Source organism: Pseudoglutamicibacter cumminsii (genome assembly GCF_003143995.1).
Classification (GTDB): Bacteria; Actinomycetota; Actinomycetes; order Actinomycetales; family Micrococcaceae; genus Pseudoglutamicibacter; species Pseudoglutamicibacter cumminsii_B.
The window spans coordinates 43191-69131 of sequence record NZ_QFWG01000001.1 but is presented as its reverse complement, the minus strand read 5'-3'; the positions used below and the strand labels follow the sequence as shown (position 1 = coordinate 69131).

The 25941-nt window shown below is 61.0% G+C and carries 23 protein-coding genes; 10 read left to right on the top strand and 13 right to left on the bottom strand.

Annotated elements, in window-relative coordinates; all coding sequences use genetic code 11:
• The first annotated feature begins 75 nt into the window (after positions 1 to 75).
• Positions 76 to 2277, top strand: coding sequence for a 3-hydroxyacyl-CoA dehydrogenase NAD-binding domain-containing protein (locus tag CAY35_RS00320; RefSeq protein ID WP_258265556.1), 2202 nt, complete (start codon positions 76 to 78; stop codon positions 2275 to 2277).
• 13 nt (positions 2278 to 2290) lie between these two features.
• Positions 2291 to 2782: a Rieske (2Fe-2S) protein gene (locus CAY35_RS00315; RefSeq protein ID WP_109302839.1), complete on the top strand. Its 492-nt coding sequence runs from the start codon at positions 2291 to 2293 to the stop codon at positions 2780 to 2782.
• Positions 2783 to 2855: 73 nt separating this feature from the next.
• Here CAY35_RS00315 and CAY35_RS00310 read toward each other — a convergent pair whose 3' ends face one another.
• On the bottom strand, positions 2856 to 3491 hold the full coding sequence (locus CAY35_RS00310) for a response regulator (protein ID WP_109302838.1): 636 nt from the start codon (positions 3489 to 3491) through the stop codon (positions 2856 to 2858).
• The gene (locus CAY35_RS00305; protein WP_181377424.1) at positions 3488 to 4771 is read right to left on the bottom strand and encodes a sensor histidine kinase; all 1284 of its coding nucleotides are present in this window, start codon (positions 4769 to 4771) and stop codon (positions 3488 to 3490) included. The genes CAY35_RS00310 and CAY35_RS00305 overlap by 4 nt, the downstream gene beginning before the upstream one ends.
• Positions 4772 to 4990: 219 nt before the next feature.
• Between CAY35_RS00305 and CAY35_RS00300 the strand changes: the two genes are divergently transcribed.
• Positions 4991 to 6088: an ABC transporter permease gene (locus tag CAY35_RS00300; RefSeq protein ID WP_181377423.1), complete on the top strand. Its 1098-nt coding sequence runs from the start codon at positions 4991 to 4993 to the stop codon at positions 6086 to 6088.
• Between the two features lie 48 nt (positions 6089 to 6136).
• Complete coding sequence (locus tag CAY35_RS00295; RefSeq protein ID WP_109302835.1) at positions 6137 to 6856, top strand: ABC transporter ATP-binding protein; 720 nt, start codon at positions 6137 to 6139, stop codon at positions 6854 to 6856.
• Between the two features lie 53 nt (positions 6857 to 6909).
• On the opposite strand, the gene prfB is transcribed toward CAY35_RS00295, so the two are convergent.
• The 8 genes from prfB to CAY35_RS00255 form a co-directional block, all read right to left on the bottom strand.
• Positions 6910 to 8028, bottom strand: a complete 1119-nt coding sequence (gene prfB / locus CAY35_RS00290; protein ID WP_109302834.1) for a peptide chain release factor 2 — start codon at positions 8026 to 8028, stop codon at positions 6910 to 6912.
• 47 nt (positions 8029 to 8075) lie between these two features.
• Entirely contained in the window at positions 8076 to 8519 is a 444-nt protein-coding gene (locus tag CAY35_RS00285) for a hypothetical protein (RefSeq protein ID WP_109302833.1), read from the bottom strand.
• Complete coding sequence (locus tag CAY35_RS00280; protein WP_109302832.1) at positions 8516 to 9007, bottom strand: pilus assembly protein TadE; 492 nt, start codon at positions 9005 to 9007, stop codon at positions 8516 to 8518. Before CAY35_RS00280 ends, CAY35_RS00285 begins: the two co-directional genes overlap by 4 nt.
• Positions 9007 to 9399 (bottom strand): TadE family protein, encoded by a 393-nt coding sequence (locus tag CAY35_RS00275; protein WP_109302831.1) that lies wholly within the window; start codon positions 9397 to 9399, stop codon positions 9007 to 9009. Before CAY35_RS00275 ends, CAY35_RS00280 begins: the two co-directional genes overlap by 1 nt.
• Complete coding sequence (locus CAY35_RS00270; protein ID WP_109303051.1) at positions 9399 to 9590, bottom strand: hypothetical protein; 192 nt, start codon at positions 9588 to 9590, stop codon at positions 9399 to 9401. The genes CAY35_RS00275 and CAY35_RS00270 overlap by 1 nt, the downstream gene beginning before the upstream one ends.
• Positions 9591 to 9701: 111 nt before the next feature.
• Positions 9702 to 10640, bottom strand: a complete 939-nt coding sequence (locus CAY35_RS00265; RefSeq protein ID WP_109302830.1) for a type II secretion system F family protein — start codon at positions 10638 to 10640, stop codon at positions 9702 to 9704.
• The gene (locus tag CAY35_RS00260) at positions 10637 to 11491 is read right to left on the bottom strand and encodes a type II secretion system F family protein (protein WP_109302829.1); all 855 of its coding nucleotides are present in this window, start codon (positions 11489 to 11491) and stop codon (positions 10637 to 10639) included. The genes CAY35_RS00265 and CAY35_RS00260 overlap by 4 nt, the downstream gene beginning before the upstream one ends.
• Positions 11488 to 12717, bottom strand: a complete 1230-nt coding sequence (locus CAY35_RS00255; RefSeq protein WP_109302828.1) for a CpaF family protein — start codon at positions 12715 to 12717, stop codon at positions 11488 to 11490. The genes CAY35_RS00260 and CAY35_RS00255 overlap by 4 nt, the downstream gene beginning before the upstream one ends.
• 229 nt (positions 12718 to 12946) lie before the next feature.
• Between CAY35_RS00255 and CAY35_RS00250 the strand changes: the two genes are divergently transcribed.
• Positions 12947 to 16684 (top strand): FtsK/SpoIIIE domain-containing protein, encoded by a 3738-nt coding sequence (locus CAY35_RS00250; RefSeq protein ID WP_181377422.1) that lies wholly within the window; start codon positions 12947 to 12949, stop codon positions 16682 to 16684.
• 17 nt (positions 16685 to 16701) lie between these two features.
• Here CAY35_RS00250 and CAY35_RS00245 read toward each other — a convergent pair whose 3' ends face one another.
• Positions 16702 to 17133 carry a hypothetical protein gene (locus CAY35_RS00245; RefSeq protein WP_146191882.1) on the bottom strand — a complete coding sequence of 144 codons (432 nt, stop codon included), beginning with the start codon at positions 17131 to 17133 and terminating at the stop codon, positions 16702 to 16704.
• Between the two features lie 395 nt (positions 17134 to 17528).
• On the opposite strand from CAY35_RS00245, the gene CAY35_RS00240 reads away from it, so the two are divergent.
• Both CAY35_RS00240 and CAY35_RS00235 read left to right on the top strand, forming a co-directional pair.
• Positions 17529 to 17777 (top strand): WhiB family transcriptional regulator, encoded by a 249-nt coding sequence (locus CAY35_RS00240; RefSeq protein ID WP_101630012.1) that lies wholly within the window; start codon positions 17529 to 17531, stop codon positions 17775 to 17777.
• A 174-nt stretch (positions 17778 to 17951) separates the two neighbouring features.
• Positions 17952 to 20177, top strand: coding sequence for a Stk1 family PASTA domain-containing Ser/Thr kinase (locus tag CAY35_RS00235; protein ID WP_109302825.1), 2226 nt, complete (start codon positions 17952 to 17954; stop codon positions 20175 to 20177).
• A gap of 54 nt (positions 20178 to 20231) precedes the next feature.
• Here CAY35_RS00235 and CAY35_RS00230 read toward each other — a convergent pair whose 3' ends face one another.
• Together CAY35_RS00230 and CAY35_RS00225 are read right to left on the bottom strand one after the other, a co-directional pair.
• Positions 20232 to 21026: a nucleoside phosphorylase gene (locus tag CAY35_RS00230; RefSeq protein ID WP_109302824.1), complete on the bottom strand. Its 795-nt coding sequence runs from the start codon at positions 21024 to 21026 to the stop codon at positions 20232 to 20234.
• A gap of 53 nt (positions 21027 to 21079) precedes the next feature.
• The gene (locus tag CAY35_RS00225) at positions 21080 to 22459 is read right to left on the bottom strand and encodes a class II 3-deoxy-7-phosphoheptulonate synthase (protein ID WP_109302823.1); all 1380 of its coding nucleotides are present in this window, start codon (positions 22457 to 22459) and stop codon (positions 21080 to 21082) included.
• 135 nt (positions 22460 to 22594) lie between these two features.
• Here CAY35_RS00225 and CAY35_RS00220 point away from each other — a divergent pair, with 135 nt between their 5' ends.
• The 3 genes from CAY35_RS00220 to CAY35_RS00210 all read left to right on the top strand — a co-directional run bounded on the left by CAY35_RS00220 (position 22595) and on the right by CAY35_RS00210 (position 25866).
• Positions 22595 to 23386, top strand: coding sequence for an alpha/beta hydrolase (locus CAY35_RS00220; RefSeq protein ID WP_109302822.1), 792 nt, complete (start codon positions 22595 to 22597; stop codon positions 23384 to 23386).
• A gap of 6 nt (positions 23387 to 23392) precedes the next feature.
• On the top strand, positions 23393 to 23929 hold the full coding sequence (locus CAY35_RS00215) for a hypothetical protein (protein ID WP_109302821.1): 537 nt from the start codon (positions 23393 to 23395) through the stop codon (positions 23927 to 23929).
• Positions 23930 to 24066: 137 nt separating this feature from the next.
• Positions 24067 to 25866, top strand: coding sequence for an AMP-dependent synthetase/ligase (locus CAY35_RS00210; protein ID WP_109302820.1), 1800 nt, complete (start codon positions 24067 to 24069; stop codon positions 25864 to 25866).
• The last annotated feature ends 75 nt before the right edge of the window (positions 25867 to 25941 follow it).

The following is a 25941-nucleotide window of genomic DNA, read 5'->3' as shown; positions in this document are numbered from 1 at the left end:
GTACATGTGATTCACCTCACTACTATGCGGTAACCTCCTGTTGAGAGGTTGTACCGCTTCCTAGGAGGAACTCACGTGACCGATTCACTTAACCCTGCCGGTAACCAGGCTTCATCCCACAGCTCCGTATCGAGTGCACAAGACCGTTTCGCGCGCTTCGATGACCTGCGTTCGGCCGCCCCTTACGAGGTCGTGACCCAGGTTCAGGTTGAGGACCACAAGGTTGGCGGGCACACCATCGCGGTCATGACGATGGTTTCTGAGAAGGAAGGGCATCCAGCAACCCTGGGGCCGGCCGGCCTCCTGAACTTCGGCCGTGCAGCAGAAGAACAGGTCAAGCGAGCTGGGGCCGGCGAGATCGACGCTATCGCCGTTACCGGAACCGGCCGCACCTTCGCTGCCGGCGCTGACCTCAGCACGATCCGCACCCTCACTGACCCTGAAGATGGACGCTTGCTCGCGGAACTCGGCCACGTCGCCTACGACGTCATCGCGGACGCCGACGTCCCGAGCTTCGCTTTTATCAACGGTCAGTCCCTCGGCGGCGGCTTCGAGACCGCGCTCGCGTGCGACTACCGAACCGTCAACACCGCGGTGCGCGCACTCGGCCTGCCTGAAGCGGGCCTCGGCCTGATCCCTGGTTGGGGTGGCGTCTACCGCTTCCCTCGCTTGGTGGGCATCGAAAACAGCTTGAAGGTCATGCTTGAAAACCCTCTCAAGGGCAACCGCTTCCTGAACGGTAGCCAGCTGGCTGAGATGGGCGGCGCGAACATCGCTTTCGGGCAGGAGAACTTCCTTCAGGATTCGCTCGAGTGGGCCGCCTCGGTCCTGGATGGCACAGCCCCTGAGGCCCAGCGCGAGCCCGAGGATCCGTCCGACCTTGAGGTTTCCGCCCGCTGGGATGCCGCACTCAAGTACGCTCGCGGCCTGGTACAGAAGGCAACGCACGCTGAAACCCGTCCGGCCCCGACGGCACTTCTGGATACGTTGGATGCGAACCGCTCGATGACTCAGAAGGAATCGGGTGCGCTTGAGGTCGACAAGCTCGCGTACCTCATGTTCACGCCTGCGTTCCAGAACACGATCTACTCGTTCCTCGAGCTGTTCCAGGCCCGCGCTAAGCGTCCGGCAGGCGTGCCCGATGTTGAGCCTCAGAAAATCTCCAAGGTCGGCGTGGTCGGTGCTGGGCTCATGGCGGCTCAGCTTGCGCTGGTGTTCGCTCAGAAGCTGCAGGTTCCAGTGGTCATGACGGACATGGATGAGCAGCGCGCTCAGGCTGGCCTGGATCACGTTGCGGGCTACCTCGCTAAGAACGTTGAGCGTGGCCGCATGAAGGAAGAGGATGCTCGCGCGATCCAGGGCCTCATCACGGCTGGCACCGATAAGGGTGTGTACGCGGATGCCGATTTCGTGATCGAGGCCGTGTTTGAGGAGATCGGCGTCAAGCAGCAGGTTTTCCGTGAGGTTGAGCAGATCGTTCGCCCGGACGCGATCCTCGCAACCAACACCTCTTCGCTTTCGGTCAAGGAGATGGCCGAGGTCCTCGAGCACCCTGAGCGCCTCGTCGGCTTCCACTTCTTCAACCCGGTAGCGCAGATGCCGCTCATCGAGATCGTGCGTGGCCCTGAGACCTCAGATCAGGTCCTGGCTACGGCCTTCGCGGCCGCGAAGAGCCTCGGCAAGACTGCCGTTCTGGTCAAGGACGCGCCGGCGTTCGTCGTCAACCGTTTGCTTTTGCTTTTGCTCGGCTTGGTCATGGACGCGTTCGATCAGGGCATGGATCCGCACGAAGCGGACACTGCTCTGGATCCGCTGGGCCTTCCGATGTCCCCGTTCGATCTGCTCGCGATGGTGGGCTTGCCTGTCGCTCAGCACGTCGCTGAGACGTTGCACAGCAGCTTCCCGGAGCGTTTCCTGTTGTCGAAGAACCTGCAGACGCTCATCGACAACAAGGTCACCTCGATCTGGTCGAAGGATGAGAACGGCCGCAAGTTCATTCCGGAAGAGAACCTTGCGCTTCTTGAACGCGGGGATGCCACGATCACCAAGGATGAGCTGCTCACCACGGTGCTCGACGCGCTGGCAACCGAGATCCGCATCATGCTCGATGAGGGCGTCGTCGCTGGCCCGCAGGACATCGACTTGTGCATGATCCTCGGCGCAGGCTGGCCGCAGCACTTGGGCGGTATCACGCCGTTCCTGGATCAGTCGGGCGCGAGCGAACGCACCAACGGCGCACCGTTCGGCGCGTGGAGCCTGCCGACCTCTTCGAAGTGAGACAATAGGCGGTATGGAGAACAAGATTTCGCAAGTCGAAGCCCCGGCAGCTGAGGCTGCTTCACCAGTTGAGCACGATGCGGTCCACCAGGGTTGCTGCACGTCCCGTCGCGCTGTTCTTGGCGGTGCGGTTCTGGGCGCGGCTGCCCTCGGCCTTGCGGCGTGTGGGGCGAGCGGTCCCAACGAAATCCCGGAGGCCACGGGCAAGCCTGAGCCTGTCTTGAAGACGAGCGATCTTGCTGTTGGCGGCCAAGCGAGCGTAACCGCAGGTAAGACCAAGCTTGTTCTTTTCCGCCCATCGGAGAAGGAAGTTCTGGCTTTCTCGGCGGTCTGCACCCACGCTGGTTGCGAAGTCAGCCCTGGCTCGGAAAACCGTTTCCACTGCCCGTGCCACGAATCCTGGTTCAAGGCCGAAGACGGCAGCGTCATCTCCGGCCCAGCGAATGCCGCGCTTCCACGCTTCGCATGCGAGATCAAGGGCGAGGACATCGTCGTCTATATCTAGCCGCTAGTGAACCGTTACAGTTCAGGCCCCGGACAACAAACGTTGCCCGGGGCCTGCTGTTGTGCGGCGGCTTCTAGAACAGGCCGCGGTCTCGCGCCTCCGCTACCGCCTGGGTGCGGGACGTGACCCCGAGCTTTTCGAACACGTGCACAAGGTGGGTCTTGACGGTCGCTTGCGAAACGAACAGCTTCTGGGCGATCTCGGCGTTCGTGAGACCGTCCGAAACGCAGCGCAGAACTTCCAGCTCGCGCAATGTGAGGCTCGGCAAGGGAGAAACCAGGCGTTCCATGAGTCGGCTCGCGATTGCCGGGGCAAGCGCCGACTGCCCCGCGGCCGCCGCACGCACCGCAGGCAAAAGCTCTTCAGGTGGAGCGTCCTTGAGCAGGTATCCGGAAGCCCCCGCCTCAACCGCGGCGAGGATGTCCGCGTCCGTGTCATGATTCGTGAGCACCAGAACAGGCATCATTAGCCCCGCGGAACGCAACCGCTGAATCGCAACGGCACCAGAGCCGTCGTGATCCAACCGCAAATCCATCAACACCAGATCAGGCCGTTCACGTTCAACCTCGGCGACGGCGCCGTCTTCGCTGCCGTCCTCCCCCACAACCGTGAGGTCATCCTCCATCTCCAAAAGCGCGCGCAAACCAGCCCGCACCACCGGATGATCATCCACCACTACGATGCGGATGGCCTCGCCAGCTCCACTCATGCTTCCTCCTCGCCCGCTGTGTTTTGTTGCCCGTCAACGCTTTCAAGCGGGATGCGAACCGAGATCCGCGTTCCCTGACCCGGCCGGGACTCAACAGCGAACTCGCCGCCCATCTGCTCAGCCCGCTCACGCATCAACGCCAACCCGAAATGACCCCGGCCGCGCGAGCCTTCCGGAACGGTCCCCGGAACGAAACCAACGCCGTCGTCGCTGATCGTCAGCGTGGCCGAATCCGCATCGTGTTCAAGCGAAACCAGAACGCGGTGAGCCCGCGAATGCTGGCGCGCATTCCCGACCGCACCCTGCGCGATCCTCAACAGCGCGGCCTGCTGGCTCATCGTCAACGGAGGGTCATCGCTCATGACCACCACGGCCGGGCCAGCGCCCACATCGGCGATCCGTTCGAGCGCGCCAGTGAGCGTCTCATCAGACAAAGCCGCGGGCGCCATTCGCCGCAAAATCCCTCGCGTCTCCGACTGCGCGTCCTCGGCAGCTGAACGCGCCATCACGATGTATTCCTTGGTCTTACGATGCGCATCATCCGTTGGCAGGCCACGCTCGGCCGCGTGCAGCAACATCTGGATCGAAGACAAAGACTGCGAAACACCATCGTGGATCTCGCCAGCCAAGCGAGCGCGTTCGGCTTGAATGCCGGCTTCCCGCTGGGTCACGGTCAGCTCGCGTTCCGTATCGAGCAGCCGCTGTAGTAGCGACTCACGCAACGCAGCCTGATACGCAACCGCACGCAGAGCCCACCCGATCATGATGCTCACCGAAGCACCCAGCACCGGACCAATCACGACAGCGAATGAAAACCCCAGACGTTGGGAAATGAAGAGGATCGCGCACGCCGTCGCCGCCATGACTGCGATGGTTCCGAACCTCATTCCCAGTAGGAACAGCAGCGCGAAAAAGAACGGGAACACCAGATACGCGGCTTCGAAGATCTGGCTCGCGGCAAGTATCCAAGCCGCGGCCATCCCGCTGAGTCCCAGCACGGTCGAGGTGGTGTTCTCGCGGATCTTTCCACGCTCAACCTGAACCGCGCCACCGGCCCAGCCCGCAACAAACGCGGCCACGCCCACGATCCCAAGCCAACCACGCACCTCTTGCCCCGGCACGCTGACGAGCTTCACACCGGCCGCAACAGCGATGCCAGCGCACACCAACATCACCACATGCAAGCCCGCGCGGAGCAACCGAAAAGCAGGCGCCATCGCGGATACGACGTGCTCCGGTTCCGGCGCAGAGCGGGCAACAGACGGCGTGGACTCAACCATATAAACGAGAATACTGCGCCCAAGGGTCCTCAGGTGCCGCAACGCATCAACCGAAAGATTGATCCCGCACCTCAACCATGTCGACATTCAAGATCAGTCTTGCGCCGGATCCGCTGAAGCCCCGAACTCGATGGAATGGAAGCAACGAACAACGCAGCGGCGGAACAACGCAGATCCAGTGCGGAGCTGCGAAGAGACGGCACAGAAAACGAGGTTGACATGTTTCTCGGTTGGCGCGATGTACTCCACGCGAAAGGGCGCTTCGCGATCATCACCATTGTCGTGATGCTCATGACCCTCCTGGTCGGGTTTCTGACCGGCCTGACCGGCGGCCTCGCCGGCGCCAACGTGGACACCGTCCGTTCCTGGAAGGCAGACCGCCTCGTGATGTCCGCGCCGAACGGTAGTCAGGACGCGAGCATGTCCACCTCATCCATCGCCCCAGATGCTCAACAGCGTTGGGAAGATCATGTTGGCCGTAGCAACGTGACCGCCGTTGGGGTCACTCAGATCGCGGCGGCTCACGACGATGTCACGACAGGCGTCGCCCTGGTAGCCCATGGCCCGGGCGCTGACCTCGGCGCCGGTACCGGACCGAACCAAGCCGACGACTCCGCCGCCCCGTCCGGAACTAACGTCACCTTGAGCGAAGACGCGGCAGAAGAACTCGGCATAGAAGCCGGAGCCGCGATCACCATCGCAGGCCACGAATTCACTGTCGCCGACGTCACCGGAACCGGGCACTACTCGCACGTGCCAGTCATCGGCATGTCGTGGAGCGCGTGGCAAGAGCTGTCCGAGCGCACCGGCGGAACCGGTCACCCTAACGCCCTGCTGGTCCACGCCGACGTCTCTGACGACGAAGCCGCAAACATCAACGCGGCCGCCCACACGGTGTCTCCCGCGGGTTTCGAACAGCTTTTGGCGGTCGGCTCTTTCCGTTCAGAAGTCGGCTCGCTCGGGATGATGATCGGGATGCTCATGGCGATCTCCGCGCTCGTTGTCGGCGCGTTCTTCACCGTGTGGACCCTGCAACGAACCCGCGACATCGCTGTGATGCGGGCCCTCGGCTCCCCCGTGAGCGCACTGTTGCGCGACGCGATCGGCCAGTCGTTGCTCGTCTTGGCCGTCGGCGTTGGCGCGGGCATCGGAATCATCATGCTCGTCGGGCCAGCGATCTCCGCAAGCGTTCCGTTCGTGAGCAACTGGCTCACAACGCTCGCACCGGGCCTCCTCATGACCCTCCTGGGGCTCATCGGAGCCGCGTTCGCACTGCGTTCCGTGACCAAAGCCGACCCGATGCAGGCCCTCAACTAAACCCGCCCGCGCAGCATCGTCCCGTATCTACCCATCGAAAGGACCACCATGCTTTCCCTGACCAATCTGAACCTGACCTACCCAGACGGCAACGACACCGTGACCGCACTCGATAACGTGACTCTCACGCCGGAGCCGGGCACGCTCGTCGGAATCACGGGGCCGTCGGGCTCGGGCAAGTCTTCGCTGCTCACGGTCGCGGCGACGCTGACCCAGCCGGATTCCGGGTCCGTCATGATCGACGGGATCGAAGCCAGCCGGCTCAAGCCAGCTGAGGCGGCGCGTTTGCGTCGCGAGAAGATCGGGATCGTGTTCCAGCAGTCCAACCTGCTGCCTTCGCTGACCGCCCACGAACAGATCCGTGCCGTGATTGAGCTTGCCGGGACGCGCGCGCAGAAACGCGCGGCACGGGCCCGCGCAGGTGAGTTGCTTGAGGCGGTTGGTCTCAGCGCCCAAGCAAACTTGCGGCCAGCGCAGCTTTCCGGAGGGCAGCGTCAGCGAGTCAACATCGCACGCGCGCTCGTGGCCAACCCATCGGTTTTGCTGGTGGATGAGCCGACCTCGTCGCTCGATTCACGCGCAGGCGCAACGATCATCGACCTCTTGATCCGCATGACCAAGCAGCTTGACGTCACCACGCTCCTGGTGACCCACGACCTGCAGCATGCGCACCGCTTCGACGAAATGGTGACGTTGGTCGATGGCCGGATCACCGACCACACCAAAGAAACCTCGCGGATCACGGTCGGTCAGACACAGGTAGCCTAACGCACGATGCGCCGGGCCGGTTTAGTCTGTGTCGTGTTTAGTCGGCGTCGTGCTTAGTCTTCATCCTGGTTGCGTTGGCTTGCACGCCAGCGGATGCCGGCGTCGATGAACCCGTCGATGTCGCCGTCCAGCACCGAGCCGGTGTTGCCGACCTCGTGGTTGGTGCGCAGGTCCTTGACCATCTGGTACGGGTGCAGAACGTAGGAGCGCATCTGGTCGCCCCATGACGCCTTGACGTCGCCTGCGAGCGCCTTCTTTTCGGCGGCTTCTTGTTCCTGCTTGAGGAGCAACAAGCGGGACTGCATGACGCGCAACGCCGCGGCCCGGTTCTGGATCTGCGATTTTTCGTTCTGCATCGAGACCACAATGCCGGTTGGGATGTGGGTCATGCGCACCGCAGAGTCTGTCGTGTTGACGGACTGGCCGCCCGGCCCGGAGGAACGGAACACATCGATTTTGAGTTCGTTTTCAGGGATCTCGATGTGGTCGGTGGTTTCGATGAGCGGGATGACTTCGACCGCGGCGAAGGATGTTTGGCGGCGGCCCTGGTTGTCGAACGGCGAGATGCGTACGAGGCGGTGGGTTCCCGCTTCGACGGACAAGGTTCCGAATGCGTATGGTTCGTTGACTTCGAAAGTCGCGGATTTCAGGCCCGCTTCTTCGGCGTAGGACGTATCGGTGACCTTGGTCTTCCAGCCGCGGCGTTCCGCGTAGCGCAGGTACATACGCAACAGCATTTCCGCGAAGTCTGCGGCATCGACACCACCAGCGCCGGCGCGGATCGTGATGACGGCTTCGCGGGCATCGTATTCGCCGTTGAGTAGCGTCATGATCTCGAGCTCGGAGAGCTTTTCTTTGATCTTGGCGAGTTCGGAATCGGCGTCTTCGAGAAGCTCTGGTTCGCCTTCTTCTTCCGCGAGTTCGATGAGCGTTTCGAAGTCATCGATGCGCGCGCCCATGCCGGTGATGCGGCCGAGTTCAGCCTGCTTATGGGACAGCGCGGAGGTCACTTTTTGCGCCTCGTCGGGGTTGTCCCACAGGTCTGGTGCGGCGGCTTCTTTTTCGAGCTGGTCGATCTCGGCTTGAAGCTGCTCAATGTCCGAAACCTCTTCGATCTCGTGAAGAGTGTGTCGGAGGTCGCGGATCTCGGCGGCGTAATCAGTTGAAGACATAGTGATTTCAAGTCTACCCGTCGTGCGCCCGGGCGTGTCCGCATCGGCTATTGGACCTCGAGGCGGCTGAACGCGTGGGTGTGTACGTGTGCAGAACCTGGCAAGATACCGCCGATGATCGGGATCTGAGTGGTGGCTGACATGTTCACGTGGAGCGTGAGTGGTTCGCCCCTGAATTCGACGCTATCGAGCCGCAGGTTTTGCAGCTGCGGTGGCAAAGGTGTCTTCTTCAGTTGCCTTTCGATGTCGGCTCTCGCCGCGTTGACGTCCGGATGCCCGTTTTCTTGAACTGCTTTCGCTTGCGATTTGCTCAGCACCGCAGTGCTGGTCACCGAGTCAGCGATCGAGGTCAATTTCCGCTGGGATATCGCCACATGGTTGAGCGCCGATGTCACTGCTATGACCGCTATGAGCAGGCCCATGAGCCCGGCGATCATCACGGCGATGCGGCCCTCTTCCTGCGTACCTGTTTCCGTGTGGACGGAGCTCATTCTGTCTCCCCTACCAGCATCGTTGTTTCTGAGTGCGTCTTGACGATCCCTTGCACGCCCTCAGGCACGAACGGCAGCGGAACCCGTACTTCGACGCGTGCGGTGATGAGGGAACCGGGACCGGGGCATGGGCCGGAACATTCGACGCTGAGGCTCGCGTTGCCGGCCGCGAGCCCGTAGCCATCCATGACGTCTGCGATCGCGTGCTCGGCTTTCTCCCGCGTGCCGGATGTTCCAGAATCTGGCGTGGCATTGGAATGGCTCACGATGCGGGCCGCCTGATCCGCTGCCGCGACGGCGGCAAGGTTGCTGGCTTGCACCATCGATATCGCAAGCATGAGGTACATGAGCGGGATAGCGAGGAGCACGGACAGCCCGATGAACTCGATGATCGCGCTGCCTCTTTCAGGTTCAGTTTTGATGCTTGGTTTTAGCGTCTCGTGGGTTGCAGGCCCGCGAGACGTCGCCTGAATCAGAGTTGAGTGCATTAGTACGTCGCTTTAGTCACGACCGCGCTGGTCGAATATTCGAGCGGTGAAGGGAGGAAACCGAGGATCGGCACATTAACGGTCACCGTCACTTTGACTGCCGGCCCGTAGTCGCGCTTGATGAGCTCGGCCTGCGCTTGTCCGGTGCCTTGTTTGAGCGAGGAATCCAGCAGTTCTTGCGCCCTCAACGCTCCGGCGCTGGCCTCCTGATCCGGAAATGCTCCGTAGCGTGCGCCGTGGGTTGCCGCGTCAGCTGCCATGTTGCGCCAATGCAGGAAAACAGCGAGCTGGATCAGGATCATGAACAGCAGAGCGACTAAACCCATGATCATCGCTGTTTCCGCGACGGCAGAGCCTCGCTCCCGGTGCTCATCGTGCGTACAGCGGGCCATTACATGCCGCCGACTTTACCGACCGCTTCGTTGAACATCTTGACCAATGCTGGGCCGGCAACCGCGTAAATTCCGGCAACCAGCAGAGCTGACATGAGCGTCACGAGAACCCAGCCCGGGACGTCGCCGCGTTCACGGTCTTCACCTGCGGCCGCACCGCCCGCGATGAGAGCCGAGAACTTCAAAAACATAGCCGTAATGGATGAACCTAGTCGGGTGCGGGTGAATCGATTGTTCATGGTTGGTTCCTTTCGTGAGTGGATTTCCAGGAGTGATGGCAAAAGTTTCAGGGAGTGTGGTTTCTAGACAGACATCGTGAGCAGGCTCAGACCTGGGAATACCGCGAAGACCACGGACAGCGGAAGAACACCGAAAACCACTGGTAACAGCATCCCGAGCTCGCGTTTGCCTGCGGCTTCCATGAGGTCTCGTCGCGCTGATTCGCGAGCGTCTGCTGCTTGATCTCGTAGGACCGCTGCCAGCGGAGTGCCGCGTTCCGCGGCGACACTCACCGTGGAGGCACATCGCTGGATCGTGGGGCTTTCCAGCTCATCCGCAAACTCAATCAGAGCTTCGCCAACGTTCCCGTTCGTCCGCATCTGGATCAGCATGTCGCGGATCCGCTCCCCTAGAACACCAGGGAACTGTTGCCCCACGCGGGCGATCGCTGAGCGCATTCCGTCACCTGCGGCCACGGCGAGCGCGACGAGTTCGATGTATTCAGGCCATTGTTCGATTGCCGTTTGGCGGCGTTGTTTGATCTTTCGGTTGACCCGGGCGTCGACGAGCCAGGTTCCAGCGATGGCGCTCGCGATGACCGCGATGGCGGCAGCGACGGGTTGGATGTTTTGCCGTGTGCTGAGCGCGATGAAGATCGTTCCCGCTGCCCCTGCGGCGACGATGGATGCAACGAGCCGGTGTTGCTTGTGTTCGGCCACGCTGGTTTCTAGCCCTGCGGCCGCCAGCATTGCCGCGATCTTCTTCTCTCGCATCGCAATGTGGGGGCTTGAGGCACGCGTGTTAGTGGTTGAATAGCGCGCTGCTCGCACGGCTTTTGGGGAGAGATAACGTAACGGATTGAGGGTTCGCCATCTCCACGGCTGGGGTGTGCGGGCACCGAATTGTGCAGCAATTCTGTCGCCGATGGGCAGGCTTCTTCCTCGGACCACAAAGTCGATAATCAATGCGATCCCTGCGAGCCCTACGAGCGTCAGGAGTGCGCTGGCTACGTAGATGTTCATGCGACCACCCGCTGTGGTTCAGGTAGCCGGGCGATGCGCATCATGATCCGGTAGCTCACGACCGCTACGAACGCTCCCCCGAGTAGAACCATGAGCCCCGTTGGCGTTGAATATGCCTGGGCGATGCGCGGTTCTAGGCACAGAACGAGCAGGATGGCCCACGGCGCTGTGATCGCAAGCCGGGCCGCGTTGACTGTCCAAGACTGGCGGGCTTCGAGTTCTCCCCTGGTTCGGGCGTCGGTTCGGAGGAATCCGGAGAGCGTGCTGAGCATGATGCTGACGTCGGCTCCGCCGACTTCGCGCGTGAGTTTGACTGCGGCGATGATGCGGTCAGCCACGGGGTCCGCGAGTCGATGCGCCAACCTGTCGAGGGTCGCGTCCATGTTGGCGGTGACTTTGAGGTCTGCCGCATAGGCTCTGAACGCTGGCTGGAGTTCTTGAGGGCCTTCGTAACTCAGTTGTGCGAGCGCTTCGTTGAGCGGCAGTCCGGCGCGTACGGCTGAGCGGAGGTGGTCCACGACGTCGGGCCACATTTGCCGCAGTGCTTTGGTGCGTTGGTCTGCTTTGTGCCGGAGCCACCACGCCGGCAGGACTGCGGTAATGCCGCACAGAACAAGCGACACCGTCAGCGTTGATGTTGCGAGGAAATAGATCGCCGTAGCAACTGCGACGATCCCGCCGCTGATGAGGAGGAACGTCACGGTTGTGACGTGTTGGAGGCCGGCTTGGTCCATAGTGCGTCGCAACCTGGTGTCCGCTGTGAGGGAGCGTGCGCGTCGCCGGGTTTCGAAACCTGATTGCCAGATCAGAAGCAGACCCAGCCCCAGCGTCAGCCCTAGGATTGCGCTCATGTGCGTTCCACCAAGAAACTGCGCGGGTCGATGCCGCGAGCAGCGAAGCGGACGTGTGCGGGGTCGGCATCCTGGTTGGGACGCAGTTCACCGTCGGAACGTTTGAAAATTGTTGATGTTTCGATGACCCCTTGCCCGTCGGATCCTTTGAGCATCACGATTTCGTCAACACCGCGCTCGCCGCTTGGGGTTCGGTAGCAGTGAACCACCACGTGCATCGTCGAAGCCACGGTTGGGACGACGAACTCTTGCGATATGTTCGCGCCGGCCAACAAGGGCAGCGAGCACAGTTTGCTGATCGCTTCTCGTGCGGAGTTCGCGTGGATCGTCGCCATCCCCGGCAATCCGGCGTTGAGTGCTAGGAGCAGGTCGAAGCTTTCCGCTTCCCTGACTTCGCCGACCATGATCCGGTCTGGCCGCATCCGGAGCGCTTCTTTCACTAGCCTGCGCAGCGTGATCTCACCCATGCCGTCCAAGTTCGCTGGCCGGCACTGCATCCCCACGACATCCCGCAGCGGAACCTTAAGCTCAAACACTTCTTCGACGGTGATGACACGTTCCCGCGCCCCGATCGAGGCGGAAAGCGCGTTGAGCATCGTCGTTTTGCCCGCTCCGGTAGCCCCTGAAACCACGATGTTGAGGCCGGCTTCAACGCACGCCTCAAGGAATGCTGCAGCGCTGTTACTGAGCGAACCGAGGCGAACGAGGTCGCTGAGCCGGTGGGCATGGGCCACGAACTTACGGATGTTGATCATCCACACCGACCGCGTGATGTCAGGGATCGCTACGTGAAGCCGCGATCCGTCGGGCAGGGCGGCATCCACAAACGGTGACGACAAATCGACGCGGCGATTTGTTCCGGCGAGCATGCGGTCCACGAGGGAACGCAGCTCTTCCTGGGTCATTTTGATGGGTGTGAGTGATGCAACCCCAGCACGGGCGACGAAGATCTTGTCCGGACCGTTGAGCCAGATCTCTTCGACCTCGGGGTCCTCCATGAGGGCTTGCAGCGGCCCAAGGCCAATGAGTGAATCAACGATCGTGCGTTCTACGTCATCGCGTTGCCGCAGCGGGGTGAGGGATTCCGTGAGCGAACGCAGATCGTATTCCTCGAGAGCCTGCGAGACGAGTGCACGCACTTGCGTAGGTGCCGTGACGGGGTCCAGGCCCTCACGGCGCATTCGTTGGCGAACATCGTGTTCGATCATGGTTGCGATGTCGCTCATACCCACCTCCTGACGCACTCTCCATGGACGTGCGAACGCCACTGGAATGACTTTGCTATGCGGTTTCGACGATAAAAGCACTAACCAAACGCCCGCAAGCATCAAACAGCACGATGTGGATAACGAAGGTTATCCACACAACACCTATTCACAGCGCATCCACAGCAGGTTCTTCACTACGTTGGCTTCAACAACGGAAAATCACTGTTTTTACTCAGGAGCCAGCCGCATGTTGTTGCTCGATCCACACCAAGCCCGCGTATTTCACCTTCCGGGACTTCGGAAGGACGCCGCCGAACATCTCACGCAAACCCTCGTGGGCGAGTCCAACACCGCACAAAAACTCCGCACGGCGTCAGCCAGCGAGCTTGCCACCGAGCACCGGCATCGGGACTCCCTACACCTCATCGTGGATTCCGGGCCCGACTGCGGGACAGTCTTCACACTCCCCCGAGGTGACTCCCTCATCGGCCGCGGCCCCGGAAGGATCCAAATCAACGACCCCGCAATGTCCCGCGAACATGCCCTCATACGTGTCACCGCAACGGGCATCACCATCTCGGAGCTCGATGGCGAACTCAGCGTCAACGGCGAGCGCACTGTTTCAGCTGCCATCACCGACGCTGACACGGTTCTGGCAGGTGACACGACTGTGCGGCTTGTCGTGGGCACTCAGCGGCGACGCTGCACAGCGCCTTTGCCACACCGGCTTGACGTTTCGGTGCAAGCACCACCGAAGTTCCCGTGGCTTGGGCTCGTCATGGCGGTAGCTCCCCTGGGGATCGGGATCGCGTTATGGCTGGCGCTCGGGTCGTGGTTCATGTTGGTGTTCGGTGTACTGGGCGTCCTCACGGGATCGTTCATGGTGGGACAGAACATTGCGGAGCGCCGCCGCTATCGCCGACGCCTCCGCCAGCAAGGTCTCCGTCACATCGAAACTTTGAAGCACAATGCCCCGACACCGGCGCGGATCATCGCTTCGTGGCACCAGACGCTGGGCCGGCAGACCTCAGGCAAGACAGCGAATGCTCCGGCAGAAAGTACACCTGACCGTTGGGGAAAGTTCGGGGCTACACCCCACGGCACAGACTCAGTGAGCCTGCGCGTCGGGACTGTGCGTGAGTGTCGGCTTCCGCTGACCGCCAACGGGGAACCCACGAGTATCAAGCTGTCGCGCGGCATCGGCCGTGAACCGCACGAATGGCCGGCAGTGCTTCATCTGCAGCCGGGAGAGAGCGTGCGCATCGTCGGGCCGCCAGCCCAGTGTCTTGGCATTCTGAGGGCAGTGCTTGTTTCGTTCATGGAACGCGGCCTACCTGCGGGCTGGGGTCTCCGGATCCCAGCTTCCTCGCGGTTGCCCGCACGCTTGCTAGGCGTGAACGCTGTTCGTTTGGATGACGCTATTCAGGCGTATGAGTGCCTGCTCGTCCCGCCAACGCCCGGCGCTGAGCCGATCACTGTACGCGTCGAGTCCCGTAGCGCGCGCACCCACGATCAAGGGGCAGGCCCAGACGAGTGGATCATTACGTGTAGCGAAGACACCCAGCAAACACTGTCAGCGACACTCGATCACGATGGTTCTCAACAGATGTTCCAACCAGACAGCATCAGTTTCGAAGCACTTGATCATGCATCCGTGATATTCCAAGCGGCAACAGACCCTCAACATAGAGCTGAGTCCTTGCCGGCCGCTTCCTTGCCTGCTGCCGGGCCTGCGAAAGCCGAGGCGCGGCACAGTGCGGCAACCGTTTTAGGTACCGGCAGTGACGGAGCCCCGCTCGCCGTCGACATCGTTAAAGACGGCCCTCACGCGCTCATCGCCGGAACCACCGGTTCCGGAAAGTCCGAATTGCTCCGCGCGTGGGTTCTTGGCCTGACAGAACGCTATTCACCCGAGCATCTTCGGTTGGCCCTCGTTGACTTCAAAGGCGGCACAACATTCAGCGAGTTCGCATCGCTACCCCACGTGGAAACGTGTGTCACAGACCTCGACGGGAGTGAGGTCTTCCGCATCGTTGAGGCGTTACGGATTGAGATGACCCGCCGCGAAAAACTACTCAGTGGGGCGGGAGTCTCAGATGTTTCGGAGCTACCGGAGGCACCTCCGCGGCTCATCGTGATGATCGACGAGTTCCGGATCCTCGCTCAAGACCATCCGAGCATCCTCACCGACATCATGCGTCTAGCGACGCTTGGCCGTGCGTTAGGCCTCCACCTGATTCTGGCAACCCAACGGCCGCAAGGGATCGTCACACCAGAGATTAAGGCGAACATTTCACTCACCGTATGCCTTCGGCTTGTAGACACCGCAGATTCGATGTCTTTGATCGGCTCTACTGCCGCAGCTGAGATTCCCGCATCTGAACCAGGCCGCGTCATCATCGCGTCAACAGGCAGCCCGCTCATCCACGGCATGGTTGAGCCGACGAGCGACGCGCCTACCACTGTGCACATCGGCGTCCGCGGCCCACGAGTATGCGATGAAGCCTCGCGGGAAGTCTCTAGCCACGGCGTGCCGACTCTAGCTGAACGTCTCGAACAAATCATGGCACGGGACCCTCAGGGGCTAGGCGACGCGATCATTCCGCCGGCTTTGCCTGAAAATCTCTCCCCGCGCGACCTAGACAGCCTCTCCGGTCTTGACGATGCGACTGCTCAATGCGGTGGCGCTCCAACACTGGGGTTGATCACTACCCCAGAGATGAGGGTTGGGAACTTCGCCCCTCGTGCCCCGTATTCGCTAGGGATCTGCGGCGCTGAAGGCAATGAAGACGCGGCTGTGGTCCGGGGGCTCGCACACGCCCTATCGGGTCAGGACGAAGGACGATCGGCGCGTTCAGTTATAGTCCTGGACGGACTCGGAATCCTCGAGTCAACCAAACACGTATGGGGTTGCTACGTAGGACCGAACGAAACCAGCCTCGCAACCGAAGTCTTACGCGAACTCAAAAAAGGCCGCTGCCCGCACGCGGGCGGCAATGCGGGCCACGGTGGCAAAGCGAGCGTGGGCGGATACACGGGAGCTCAGAAAACCACGCCACCGACGCTGTGGATCATCTCCCCGAGCAGCTGGTGGGCAGACGCCTCCGACCGTGCAGCAACCTATCGGGAACAGACAGTGAGAGAGCTTGCACTCAAAGGCACGGTTGGTGTGATCATCAACGGAGGGCGGGACCTCGCGACATCGCGAACCTTCTCGACACTCGCGCACCGGATCTATCTTCCCTATGCCGTCGCTGAAGAGGCCCGACACGTCTGGCCTCGCATCCGCCCTGTCCCGTCCATTCCAGGACGCGGCGTGCTGTGCTCAACAGCAACACCGTCCCAAGGCCTTGCCGTGCAGCTTCCCACCGCAGACGAAGCGCCCCGCCGTGACCCAAACCCTCACCGCTGGGGAGAAAACTGCACAACGCCAAACATCGCAAGTACCACCCGAAGTGCCACCTCGCACAGGACTCAGCGAAGCACAGCAGCACTGGTCCCCGAGCTACGCGTGAGCCTCGTTCCCGCCCAGACGGCGACCGCCATCCCGGCAACACCGGCAGGACTCGTGATCGGCGCGGACGCACTCGCACGCAACGAGCTCATTAACCAATGGTGTGCCGGCTACACCATCAAACGAATCAACCCTGAGCGCGACGACTCACCCGAAGCATCAGAAGATCAGACCATCTGGATCGTTGACAACGCGGAAGCCCTTACGCCGGCGGTCATAGCCCGCTGCGAACGTCGCATTGCGGAAGGCCAGCCCATCATCTTCGGAGCCAGCACACCAACACGCCTCGCCTACCTCATGCCGTGGTGGCGCAGCACAGCGCTCAGCAACTCCACCGTCGTCATCCCACCCGTCGCCCCCAGCGACTTCGAGCCACTGAACTGGAGGCCACCGCTAACGAGCACGACGCAGCCCCACCACGTGCTCGTCAACATCAACCAAGAAACCTACCGAGCAGTCCCACTCCTATGAGTGGCCTGCTCCCCTCATCACCGGGGAACGTCGTCAATCGAAAGATACAAGCGAGTCGCCGGTGCGAAAACCATGACCAGCGCGACCCCAGCCGTAACCACCATCGCAATACCCATCCAGATGCCGACGCCGAACAACTCGCCACCAGCGGCAAGCGCTTGCGCCCCAATGATGATCTGGAACAGCTGCCACACCACGATGATCGCGCGCGTAAACGCTTTACCCAAGTAATGCTGAACCGCAGTCACCAACAAACCAGCCCCAGCAGCCGCGATCAGAACCAACATGAAAATACGGCCCGCCATATTCAACGGGCCCGGCTGATTCAGATTCACAATCGACATAATCAGTGCGGCCGCAACACCTAAAACCTCAATCCCAAGCATCGCTACAGTCACTTTGACCGAAGTAGGCGCGGTCATACGAGGTTCAGAAGACTGTGTCATCATGCCCAACATTCTAAGCGGCACAACAGCACCCACACTCACCCCGAGCAGAAACATGAACAGGGCGAGAACAAAAACCAACAGAAATTCAGTTCCAGGTGCACAAACGGTGATCAACGCCATACCGTTTAGTGACTTTCAAGTAGCGAACACCCTTGTTTACCTCCCAAGCCCATGGGAAAATTGAACCCAGTACCTGATGTTGGAGATACACCGGCCCACGATGCGTGGGCCGTCTTGTTTCCCAACGTCCTCGTAAGCAAACTGCCTGCACCACCTTCCAAAAGTTCACCGGTTGCAGGCGCCACAAAACCGTTACGGCACCCACGTAACAAGCACGGCGGGAACCCACCAAACGTGGTCCACCCCCGCCACATCAACCAAGGAGCATTCACCGCATGAGTTGGCGCGATAAAGCCGCTTGCCTGGAGAAAGACCCTGACCTCTTTTTCCCAGTCGGCAACACAGGTCCTGCACTCCTGCAGATCGAAGAAGCAAAGAATGTGTGCCGTACCTGCCCTGTCATTGAACAGTGCCTCTCGTGGGCCATGGAAACCGGCCAAGACGCCGGCGTATGGGGCGGTCTCAGCGAAGACGAGCGCCGCGCAATGAAGCGCCGCGCCGCACGCGCACGCCGCGCATCCTAAGCGCACACCATTGATGTGGGCGTCCGGGGGCTAGTTCATAGTTCACCCCGGACGCCCACATTTTTAATCCTCAGGCGTTTAAACCTCAGGCCGTTTAATCGTCACGAAGCCGCACATCTACGATGCGCTTCAAAGGATTCATCCCCACTTTCACCTAAGATCTAGTGTGTGACTATGCCAGAACGCCGCGACGCCCTAGTTGGCGAAGTACTCGATGATCGATACCGCATCGAGCGTCGAGTCGCGCGCGGAGGCATGTCCACCGTCTACCTCGGCACGGACCTCAAACTCCGCCGCCAAGTAGCGCTCAAAGTCCTGCACCCCCACCTCGCGGACTCCGAGCAAGCCGTTGAACGGTTCGAAGCCGAAGCGATCGCCGCCGCCCGGCTCACCGACCCGAACGTTGTGAACGTCTACGACCAAGGCGTCGACGGCTCCGAAGCCTACCTCGTGATGGAATATGTCCCCGGCGTCACGCTCCGGGACGTCATCAAAACCCAAGGCGCGATGACACCGCGCGCTGCGCTCGAAGTCATGGACGCAGTCCTCGCAGGCCTCGCCGCTGCGCACGCCGCACACATGGTCCACCGCGACATCAAACCCGAAAACGTCCTGATCTCAGCTGACGGTCGTATCAAACTCGCAGACTTCGGCCTCTCACGCGCAGCGAGCGAACACACCGCAACCGGCGGCCTCGTCGGCACCGTCGCCTACGTCTCCCCCGAACTCGTCACGGGCCGCGGCGCGGACGAACGTACCGACATCTACGCGTGCGGAATCCTGCTCTACGAGCTGCTGACCGGCCACCAACCGTACACGGGTGAAACAACCTGGGACGTTGCGATGCGCCACGTCAACGAAACCGTGCCCGCACCATCCGATGTAGTGCCTGAGCTGAGCGAAGATTTCGACCACCTCGTCGCGTGGGCCACCGAACACCAGCCGGATGACCGTCCTCCGCACGCCGGAGATTTCCTCAAAGAGCTCCGCCGCATCGAAGATCACCTCTCCGAGGATGAACTCGACCTCGGAGACGAACCCGTCACGCTCCACGAACTGGTCGTCGCGACGCAGAACCTCCTGGCACGCACCCAACCCGCTGACGACGAGCCGTCCGCCGCAGAAGACGCTGCCGCCGCGAACGCCGGCGCCCAGGACGCAGAGCCTGAATCCGAAGCCGCAAGCGATGACATCGATAACGATGCGGCCACCACTTTCGTACCGATGGCCCGTGACGACGGGACGTCGGTTTTCTCCCCGCCACCGCCGGATTCAGACACGAGCCTTGTGCCCGAAGGCGGCATCCCACAGCACGAGCTACGCCTGCCAGCCGATACGCAATCACAAAATATCGAACCGCCAGCGGACTCGGGCCCGGCGTACGATGCGGGCCACACTGCCGCTCCAAGCCAGCATTCCGGCGGAGCTGCTCCCGCATCGGACGCTCAACCCGGCCCCCGCACCGGGCGCGCGGCCCGCAAGCCTTCTGAATCCGTCTCCAAGCCAGGAACCAAACGCAAGGCCTGGTTCATCGCGCTGATCGTGTTCATCGTGACGCTGCTAGGCGGCACTGGCGCGTGGTGGTTCGGTGCCGGGCCAGGCGCCGAGATCGTGGTCCCGGAACTCAAGAACCAGACGGAATCGAGCGCGATTTCACAACTCGAAGAAGCTGGAACGCACGCCAACACGAGCGAGGACTACTCGACAACCGTCGAGAAAGGCAAGGTCATATCCAGCGACCCAAAAGCCGGTGACACGGTCCGCCGATACCAGGGTGTGAACTTGGTGATTTCGCGCGGGCCACGGATGATCAGCGTGCCTAACCTCAACGGTCTAGACCGTGATGCCGCCGAAGCTCAGCTCAAGAAAGCGAAACTGAAGCTCGGCGACGTGACCGAACGACACGACGAAGCGAAATCTGGACTCGTGATTGAGCAATCCGAGCAGATCGGGGCTCAGATCACTGAAGGATCGGCCGTCGATGTCGTGTTGTCTTCCGGTCCTGCCCCCGTCGAGGTGCCGCAGGTCCGCGGGCGTAGCGTCAGCGACGCGAAAGACTTGCTCAAAGCCGCTGGTTTCACCGTGGTTGAGGGCGAGCCAGAGTTCTCTGACACTTACCGCGAAGGCAACGTAATCCGCAGCTCGCCGGAGGGCGGCGAGGAGGTCAAGCGCAGCAGCGAAATCGAGATCATCGTCTCCAAAGGACCCGATGTTGTTGAGGTTCCGAACGTGAAGTTCAAGAGCCGCGACGAAGCGACGCGGATCCTCGAGGAGGCCGGTTTCAAGGTAGCTGTTGAGGAGGGCAGCTTCGGCACGGTTATCGACAGCGTCGTGAAGCAAGACCCAGGTGCAGGCCAGATGGCCAAGCGCGGCTCGACCATCACGATCGGTGTTGTCTAGAGCCGGCGTGGTTTAGAGCCGGCTTTAGTCCCCGGCGCCGACCGACGCCGAAGACTAGAGCCGGCTTGCTGCCTCAATCGCGAGGTCGAGCGCGATACCGCGCGAGGCTTTACCCCATCCGCGCGGGTCATGCTTGTCCAGGTCAGCAAGAGAGTCAGCGGTGTAGAGCAACTGCCCGTACGTTGCACCGCGGAAACGCGATACAGCAGCGAGCGCGGAGCATTCCATGTCTACGACGTCGCATCCTGCCGCACGGCGGCGTTCGATGATCGCTGGGGTTTCGCGTAGGAAGCCGTCGGTCGTCCATACGGTGACGCGTTCGCCTGCGCGACCTTGGGCGGCAAGCGCCGCTTCAACGGCTTCGATGCCTGCAGCATCGAGGTCGATCCAGTCCTCGGCCGGCAGATATTTGAAGCTTGTTCCTTCATCGCGGAGTGCGCGCTGCGGAATAAAGAACACATTCTCTTCTTGCGTGTCTAGCGCTCCGCAGCTACCTACAGCGATGATCTTGTTGGCGCCCAGCGCCAAGCCGAACTCGAGGTTCTGGGTTGCAGCAGATGCGCCAAGCGGAGCCAAAACTACGCCAACCTCTACCCCGTTGTGCTCGGTGACCCAGTACGGGAAGTCACGGGTAATCGAATCGAGTTCTACACGGCATTCCCAGCCGCGTTCGTGCGCGAATTCGTCGACGGTTGGACCAAGGAACGCCAGAACGAGGCGCTCTGGCAATGTGTTCGGCGCATAGTCTGCCCGCCAGAAGCCACTGATGAGGTCGTTGGGATCCTCGTCGCGGTCAAACAGGGCGTATGGTCCGACGCTGAGGTTGCTAGCACTGTTCTGTTCAGTCATTGTGTTCTTCCCCGGATTCTTCCCGTTTCGTGCTTCGATCCTGCTAGTTCCGTTTAGCGGTGCGCAAGCCCGTTGGCTACCTGGAACGCGAGCTCTAGCGATTGCGAGTGGTTCAGCCGCGGATCGCAAACGGTCTCGTAGAGGTCATCGAATTGGTCTTCGCGGATCGGGTCCGCGCCGCCGAGGCATTCGGCGACGTCGTCGCCGGTCATCTCGATGTGCAGGCCGCCTGGCACGGTTCCAAGCGACTGGTGTACCTCGAAGAAGCCCTTGACCTCGTCCATGACGTCTTCGACGCGGCGGGTCTTGTAGCCGTTGGAGCTGGTGACGGTGTTGCCGTGCATCGGATCGGTGATCCACAGAACGTCTTCACCAGCGCTCTTCACCGCTTCGACGATAGGCGGCAGCTTTTCTCGGATGTTGGACGCACCCATGCGGGTAATAAAGGTCAGTCGGCCCGGAATACGGTTCGGGTTGAGTTTCTCGATGAGCCGCAGCGCGTCCTCGCCGGTCGAAGTCGGCCCAAGCTTGACGCCAAGCGGGTTTTCGACGTGCGACAGGAAGTCGACATGCGCGCCATCGATATCGCGCGTGCGTTCCCCGATCCACAAGAAGTGGGCGCTGGTTGCGTAGGGGTTCCCGGTGCGGGAGTCGGTGCGGGTGAGCGCGCGTTCGTAGTCGAGCAGCAGCGCTTCGTGCGCAGCGTAGAAGTCGGTTCGACGCAGTGCCTCGAAGTCGGCGCCGCATGCGTCCATGAAGCGAACGGCACGGTCAATTTCGGCCGCGAGCTCTTCGTATTCCTGGTAAGCCGGGTTGCTCATGAAGCCGCGGTTCCAGGAGTGAACGGAACGCAGGTCCGCGAAGCCACCTTGGGTGAACGCGCGGATCAGGTTGAGCGTTGCGGCCGACGTGTCGTAGGCCTGGACCATGCGCATCGGGTCTGGCATGCGTGCTTCTTCTGTGAATTCGAAGCCGTTGACGATCTCCCCGCGGAAGGTCGGCAGGGTCACGCCATCGCGGGTCTCGGTGGCCGAGGAACGCGGCTTGGCGAACTGCCCAGCCATGCGCCCCATCTTCAGCACGGGCATCTGCGCGCCGTATGTCAACACGACGGCCATCTGCAGAATAGTCTTGACTCGCGCCTGGATCTTGTCAGCGGTTGCGCCGGCGAATGTTTCAGCGCAGTCCCCACCTTGCAGCACGAACATTTCGCCTCGAGTTGCGCGGGCTAGCTGTTCACGCAGGGCGTCTACCTCACCGGCGAATACGAGCGGCGGTTTGGTTCCGAGCTCCGCGACGGCGCGGTCGTGTGCTTCGGTTCCTGTCCAGTCTGGCTGCTGTTTGATGGGTAGCGAACGCCACCGGTCCAAGGCCGGGTCGGTGGCAGGGCCTGTCTGTGATCCAGCATCGGAAAATACGGCGTTGTTCAGCATTACTCCAGTCTACGAAGCCCGGCGGCGTGGGGCATAAAGGTTGAGCTTTTCAGCGTAATCTTGGGTTTTGAACGTAACCTTGGGTTCACAACGTAGTGTGGTTTGTTGTGGCGCAGCGCGTAGAGAAGGGTGCCAATGGTGGCTGATGAAGCGTTTGTCCCCCAACCGGGTTCTGCAGTGCCGAGTTCTTTCGTTCCCGGAACTTCGGGTGTTGGGGTTCTGCTGATTCATGGGTTCACGTCTCGCCCGGCCTCGCTGGGCGACTGGGGCCGTACGTTGCAGGATGCGGGGCATGCGGTGTCGATGCCGCTCTTGCCTGGTCATGGGACGCGGTGGCAGGATCTGCAGGTTGCTAGCGCTGATGAGTGGCGTGCGTGCGTCGAGGATGCCTACGATGCGTTGGCGGCTGAGTGCGATGCGGTTGCTGTTGGTGGTCTCTCGATGGGTGGAACGTTGACGGCTTACCTGGGTGCGGTGCGCCGCCCGGCTCATTTATTTTTGGTGAATCCGGCGTTTTCGTATCCTCTGCAGGCAACGTTCGCTGGGCTTGTGAGGCGGTTTGTGGCTACGGTTCCTGCGATTGGAGATGACATCCGGAAGTCGGGTGTCACTGAGGGTGCGTATGATCGTGTTCCGGTTACGGCTGTGGATCAGATGACGCGTTTGGTTGCGCGTACTCGCCGCATGTTGCCGGGTGTCGAGGCTCCGATCACGTTGTTCCGTTCGGCTGTTGACCATGTGGTTCCGGATTCGACCGTGACGCATTTGCAGCGTGGTTTGCGTCCTAGTGTTCGGGAACAGTTGCGGCGCGTTGATCTCCCGAACAGTTTCCACGTTGCGACGTTGGATGAGGACGCTCCGTTGATTTTCTCTGAGTCGCGCGATGTGGTTGATGGGATTGCCCGCGATGTGGCGAAAGGTGTGTGAGGTGTCGTGAAGGATCGTCGTGATGACGACGCGGCGTGGGCTGATCTTGTAGCCCGCCTTGAACAGATGGACCCGGGAATCCAGGATCCAGGAACGCAAGAGCCTAACGCTGGGGAGTCTTCGGGGTCCCAGAAACCCCCGCGTGAGCCCTCGGCGGAGCAGCGGGCTCAGAACAAAGCCGCTGACCTTGAGGATTTCTTTGCGTCGCAGCCGTTTTTCCCCACGGCAATGGATGAGCCCTCTGGTCTTGGAAGTTCTGGTCCACGAGACTGGCCTCCGGGTGAGGAAGCCGAAGATGAGGACACCGATTATGTTCCCGAGGAGCCCCCATCGGTTTTCTCCGGTCGCCCGGATCGAGTCCTGGCCTGGATTGTCGTGGCGGGTGTGCCTCTGTTGATGCTTGTCTGCGTGCTGTTCAAGGTGGCCCTGCCGTCGTTCGCTTGGTGGGTGTTCATCGCGGCTGAGTTGGGCGCCTTGCTGTATTTGGGGTGGACGTTGCCTCGGCATCGGCGTGACCCTTGGGATGACGGCGCCAGAGTCTGATGCCGGCCGAGTCTGACGGCGCGTGGTTACGCATCGGTACGCCCAATGACATAAAGTGTTGATAAACATATGGTGACACGCATCACACTCAGTGTTTGTGTGGTCCATCGCCAACACGAGAAGTCAGGAGTTTGCCCGTGGAGACCGTTTCTGTTCCGGCTGTGGTCGTGAACCCAGATAGCGCCACGTTGGTTGATCTGGTCGAACGTCATCTAGCGAACGATGCCGATATTCCTTTGTTCTCTAAACCGGACGGCAACAACGGTTGGGTTGACGTGTCCGCTCGTGATTTCGCCGCAGATGCGAAACTTATTGCGCGCGGCTTAATGCATCGCGGCGTGAAGCCGGGCGATCGCGTTGCGTTGATGTCGGCTACTCGTTACGAGTGGAGCCTCATCGATTTCGCGGTTGCTTATGCCGGTGGCATTTCGGTGCCGATCTATGAGACGTCCTCCCCTAGCCAGATCGCTTGGGTTCTGAAGGATTCCGGCTCGAACATCGTGATAGTAGAGAACGATCGCCATGCTCAGGGCGTCAAGCGAGCTAAGGATTCGGAATCGTTATCTAACGTTTCTGAAACGCTCGTAATGGATACCGATGGGCTGGATCAGTTGCGTGCTGATGGCGAGAAGGTCTCGGAAGAGGACCGCGCGGCGCAGGAGGCTACGCGTTCTAAGTCGGATATCGCGACGATCATTTACACGTCCGGCACGACGGGCAAGCCGAAGGGTTGCGAGCTCACGCACGCGAATTTCGTTGACCTTTCGGATAACGCTGCGAAAGCCGTTCCGGGCGTCATTACTAAGAATGCCTCGACGATCCTGTTCTTGCCTTTGGCTCACGTTTTCGCTCGCTTTATTGCGTTGATGGCGGTTGGCGGCGGCGCACGTACCGGGCACACCTCTGACTTGAAGAATCTGCTGCCAGCGTTAGATTCGTTCAAACCGACGTTCCTGCTTGTTGTTCCGCGCGTGTTTGAGAAGGTTTTCAACGGCGCACAGCAGAAGGCTGAAGATGGCGGAAAAGGCAAGATTTTCGCGAGTGCAGCCAAGGTTGCCGAGGAGTATTCGCGGCAGTCGCTTGAGGGCAAGGTTTCGTTCGTTACTCGCGTCAAGCACAAGCTTTTCGATGTGCTGGTGTACAAGAAGTTGCGCGCTGCTATGGGCGGCAAAGTGACTCACGCGGTGTCTGGCGGTAGTGCGCTGGGTGAGCGTCTGGGGCATTTCTTCAACGGTATTGGCCTGACGGTTCTGGAGGGCTATGGGGCTACGGAGACCACCGCGCCGGTGACTGTGAACACTCCAGAGAAGATCAAGATCGGTACTGTTGGCCGCCCGTTGCCGGGTAACGAGATGAAACTCGGCGAAGACGGCGAAATCCTCGTCAAGGGTGTCTGTGTTTTCGAGGGTTATCACAATCGTGAAGACCTCACCGAGGACACGTTCGTTGACGGCTGGTTTGCCACGGGTGACTTGGGCATTATCGATGAGGACGGCTTCCTCACGATTACGGGCCGCAAGAAGGAGATCTTGGTGACCGCATCGGGTAAGAACGTGGCTCCGGGCATCATGGAGGATCGCGTTCGTAGTGTCCCGATCGTTTCGCAGTGTGTTGTGGTTGGTGAGGGTCGCCCATATGTGGGCGCGCTCGTGACGATCGACGAGGAAGCGCTTCCTGGTTGGCTTGAGCGTCACAACCTGCCGGCTGACACGAAGGTTGAGGATCTGGTCGAAAACAAGGATCTGCTCGCTGACATCCAGGAGGGTGTCGATGCGGCGAACGACACGGTCTCGCGCGCTGAGTCGATCCGTAAGTTCAGGGTCTTGACGACGGATCTGACCGAGGAGACGGGTCACTTGACTCCGAGCTTGAAGATCCGACGCCAGATTGTGCTGAAGGACTTCCAGGACGAGGTGGAGAAACTCTACGAATCCTGATTCCTACTCATAAACCACTGTGGCTCCCTACTTGTGTAGGGGAGCCACAGTGGTTTACAGCTAAAACGCGTTTAA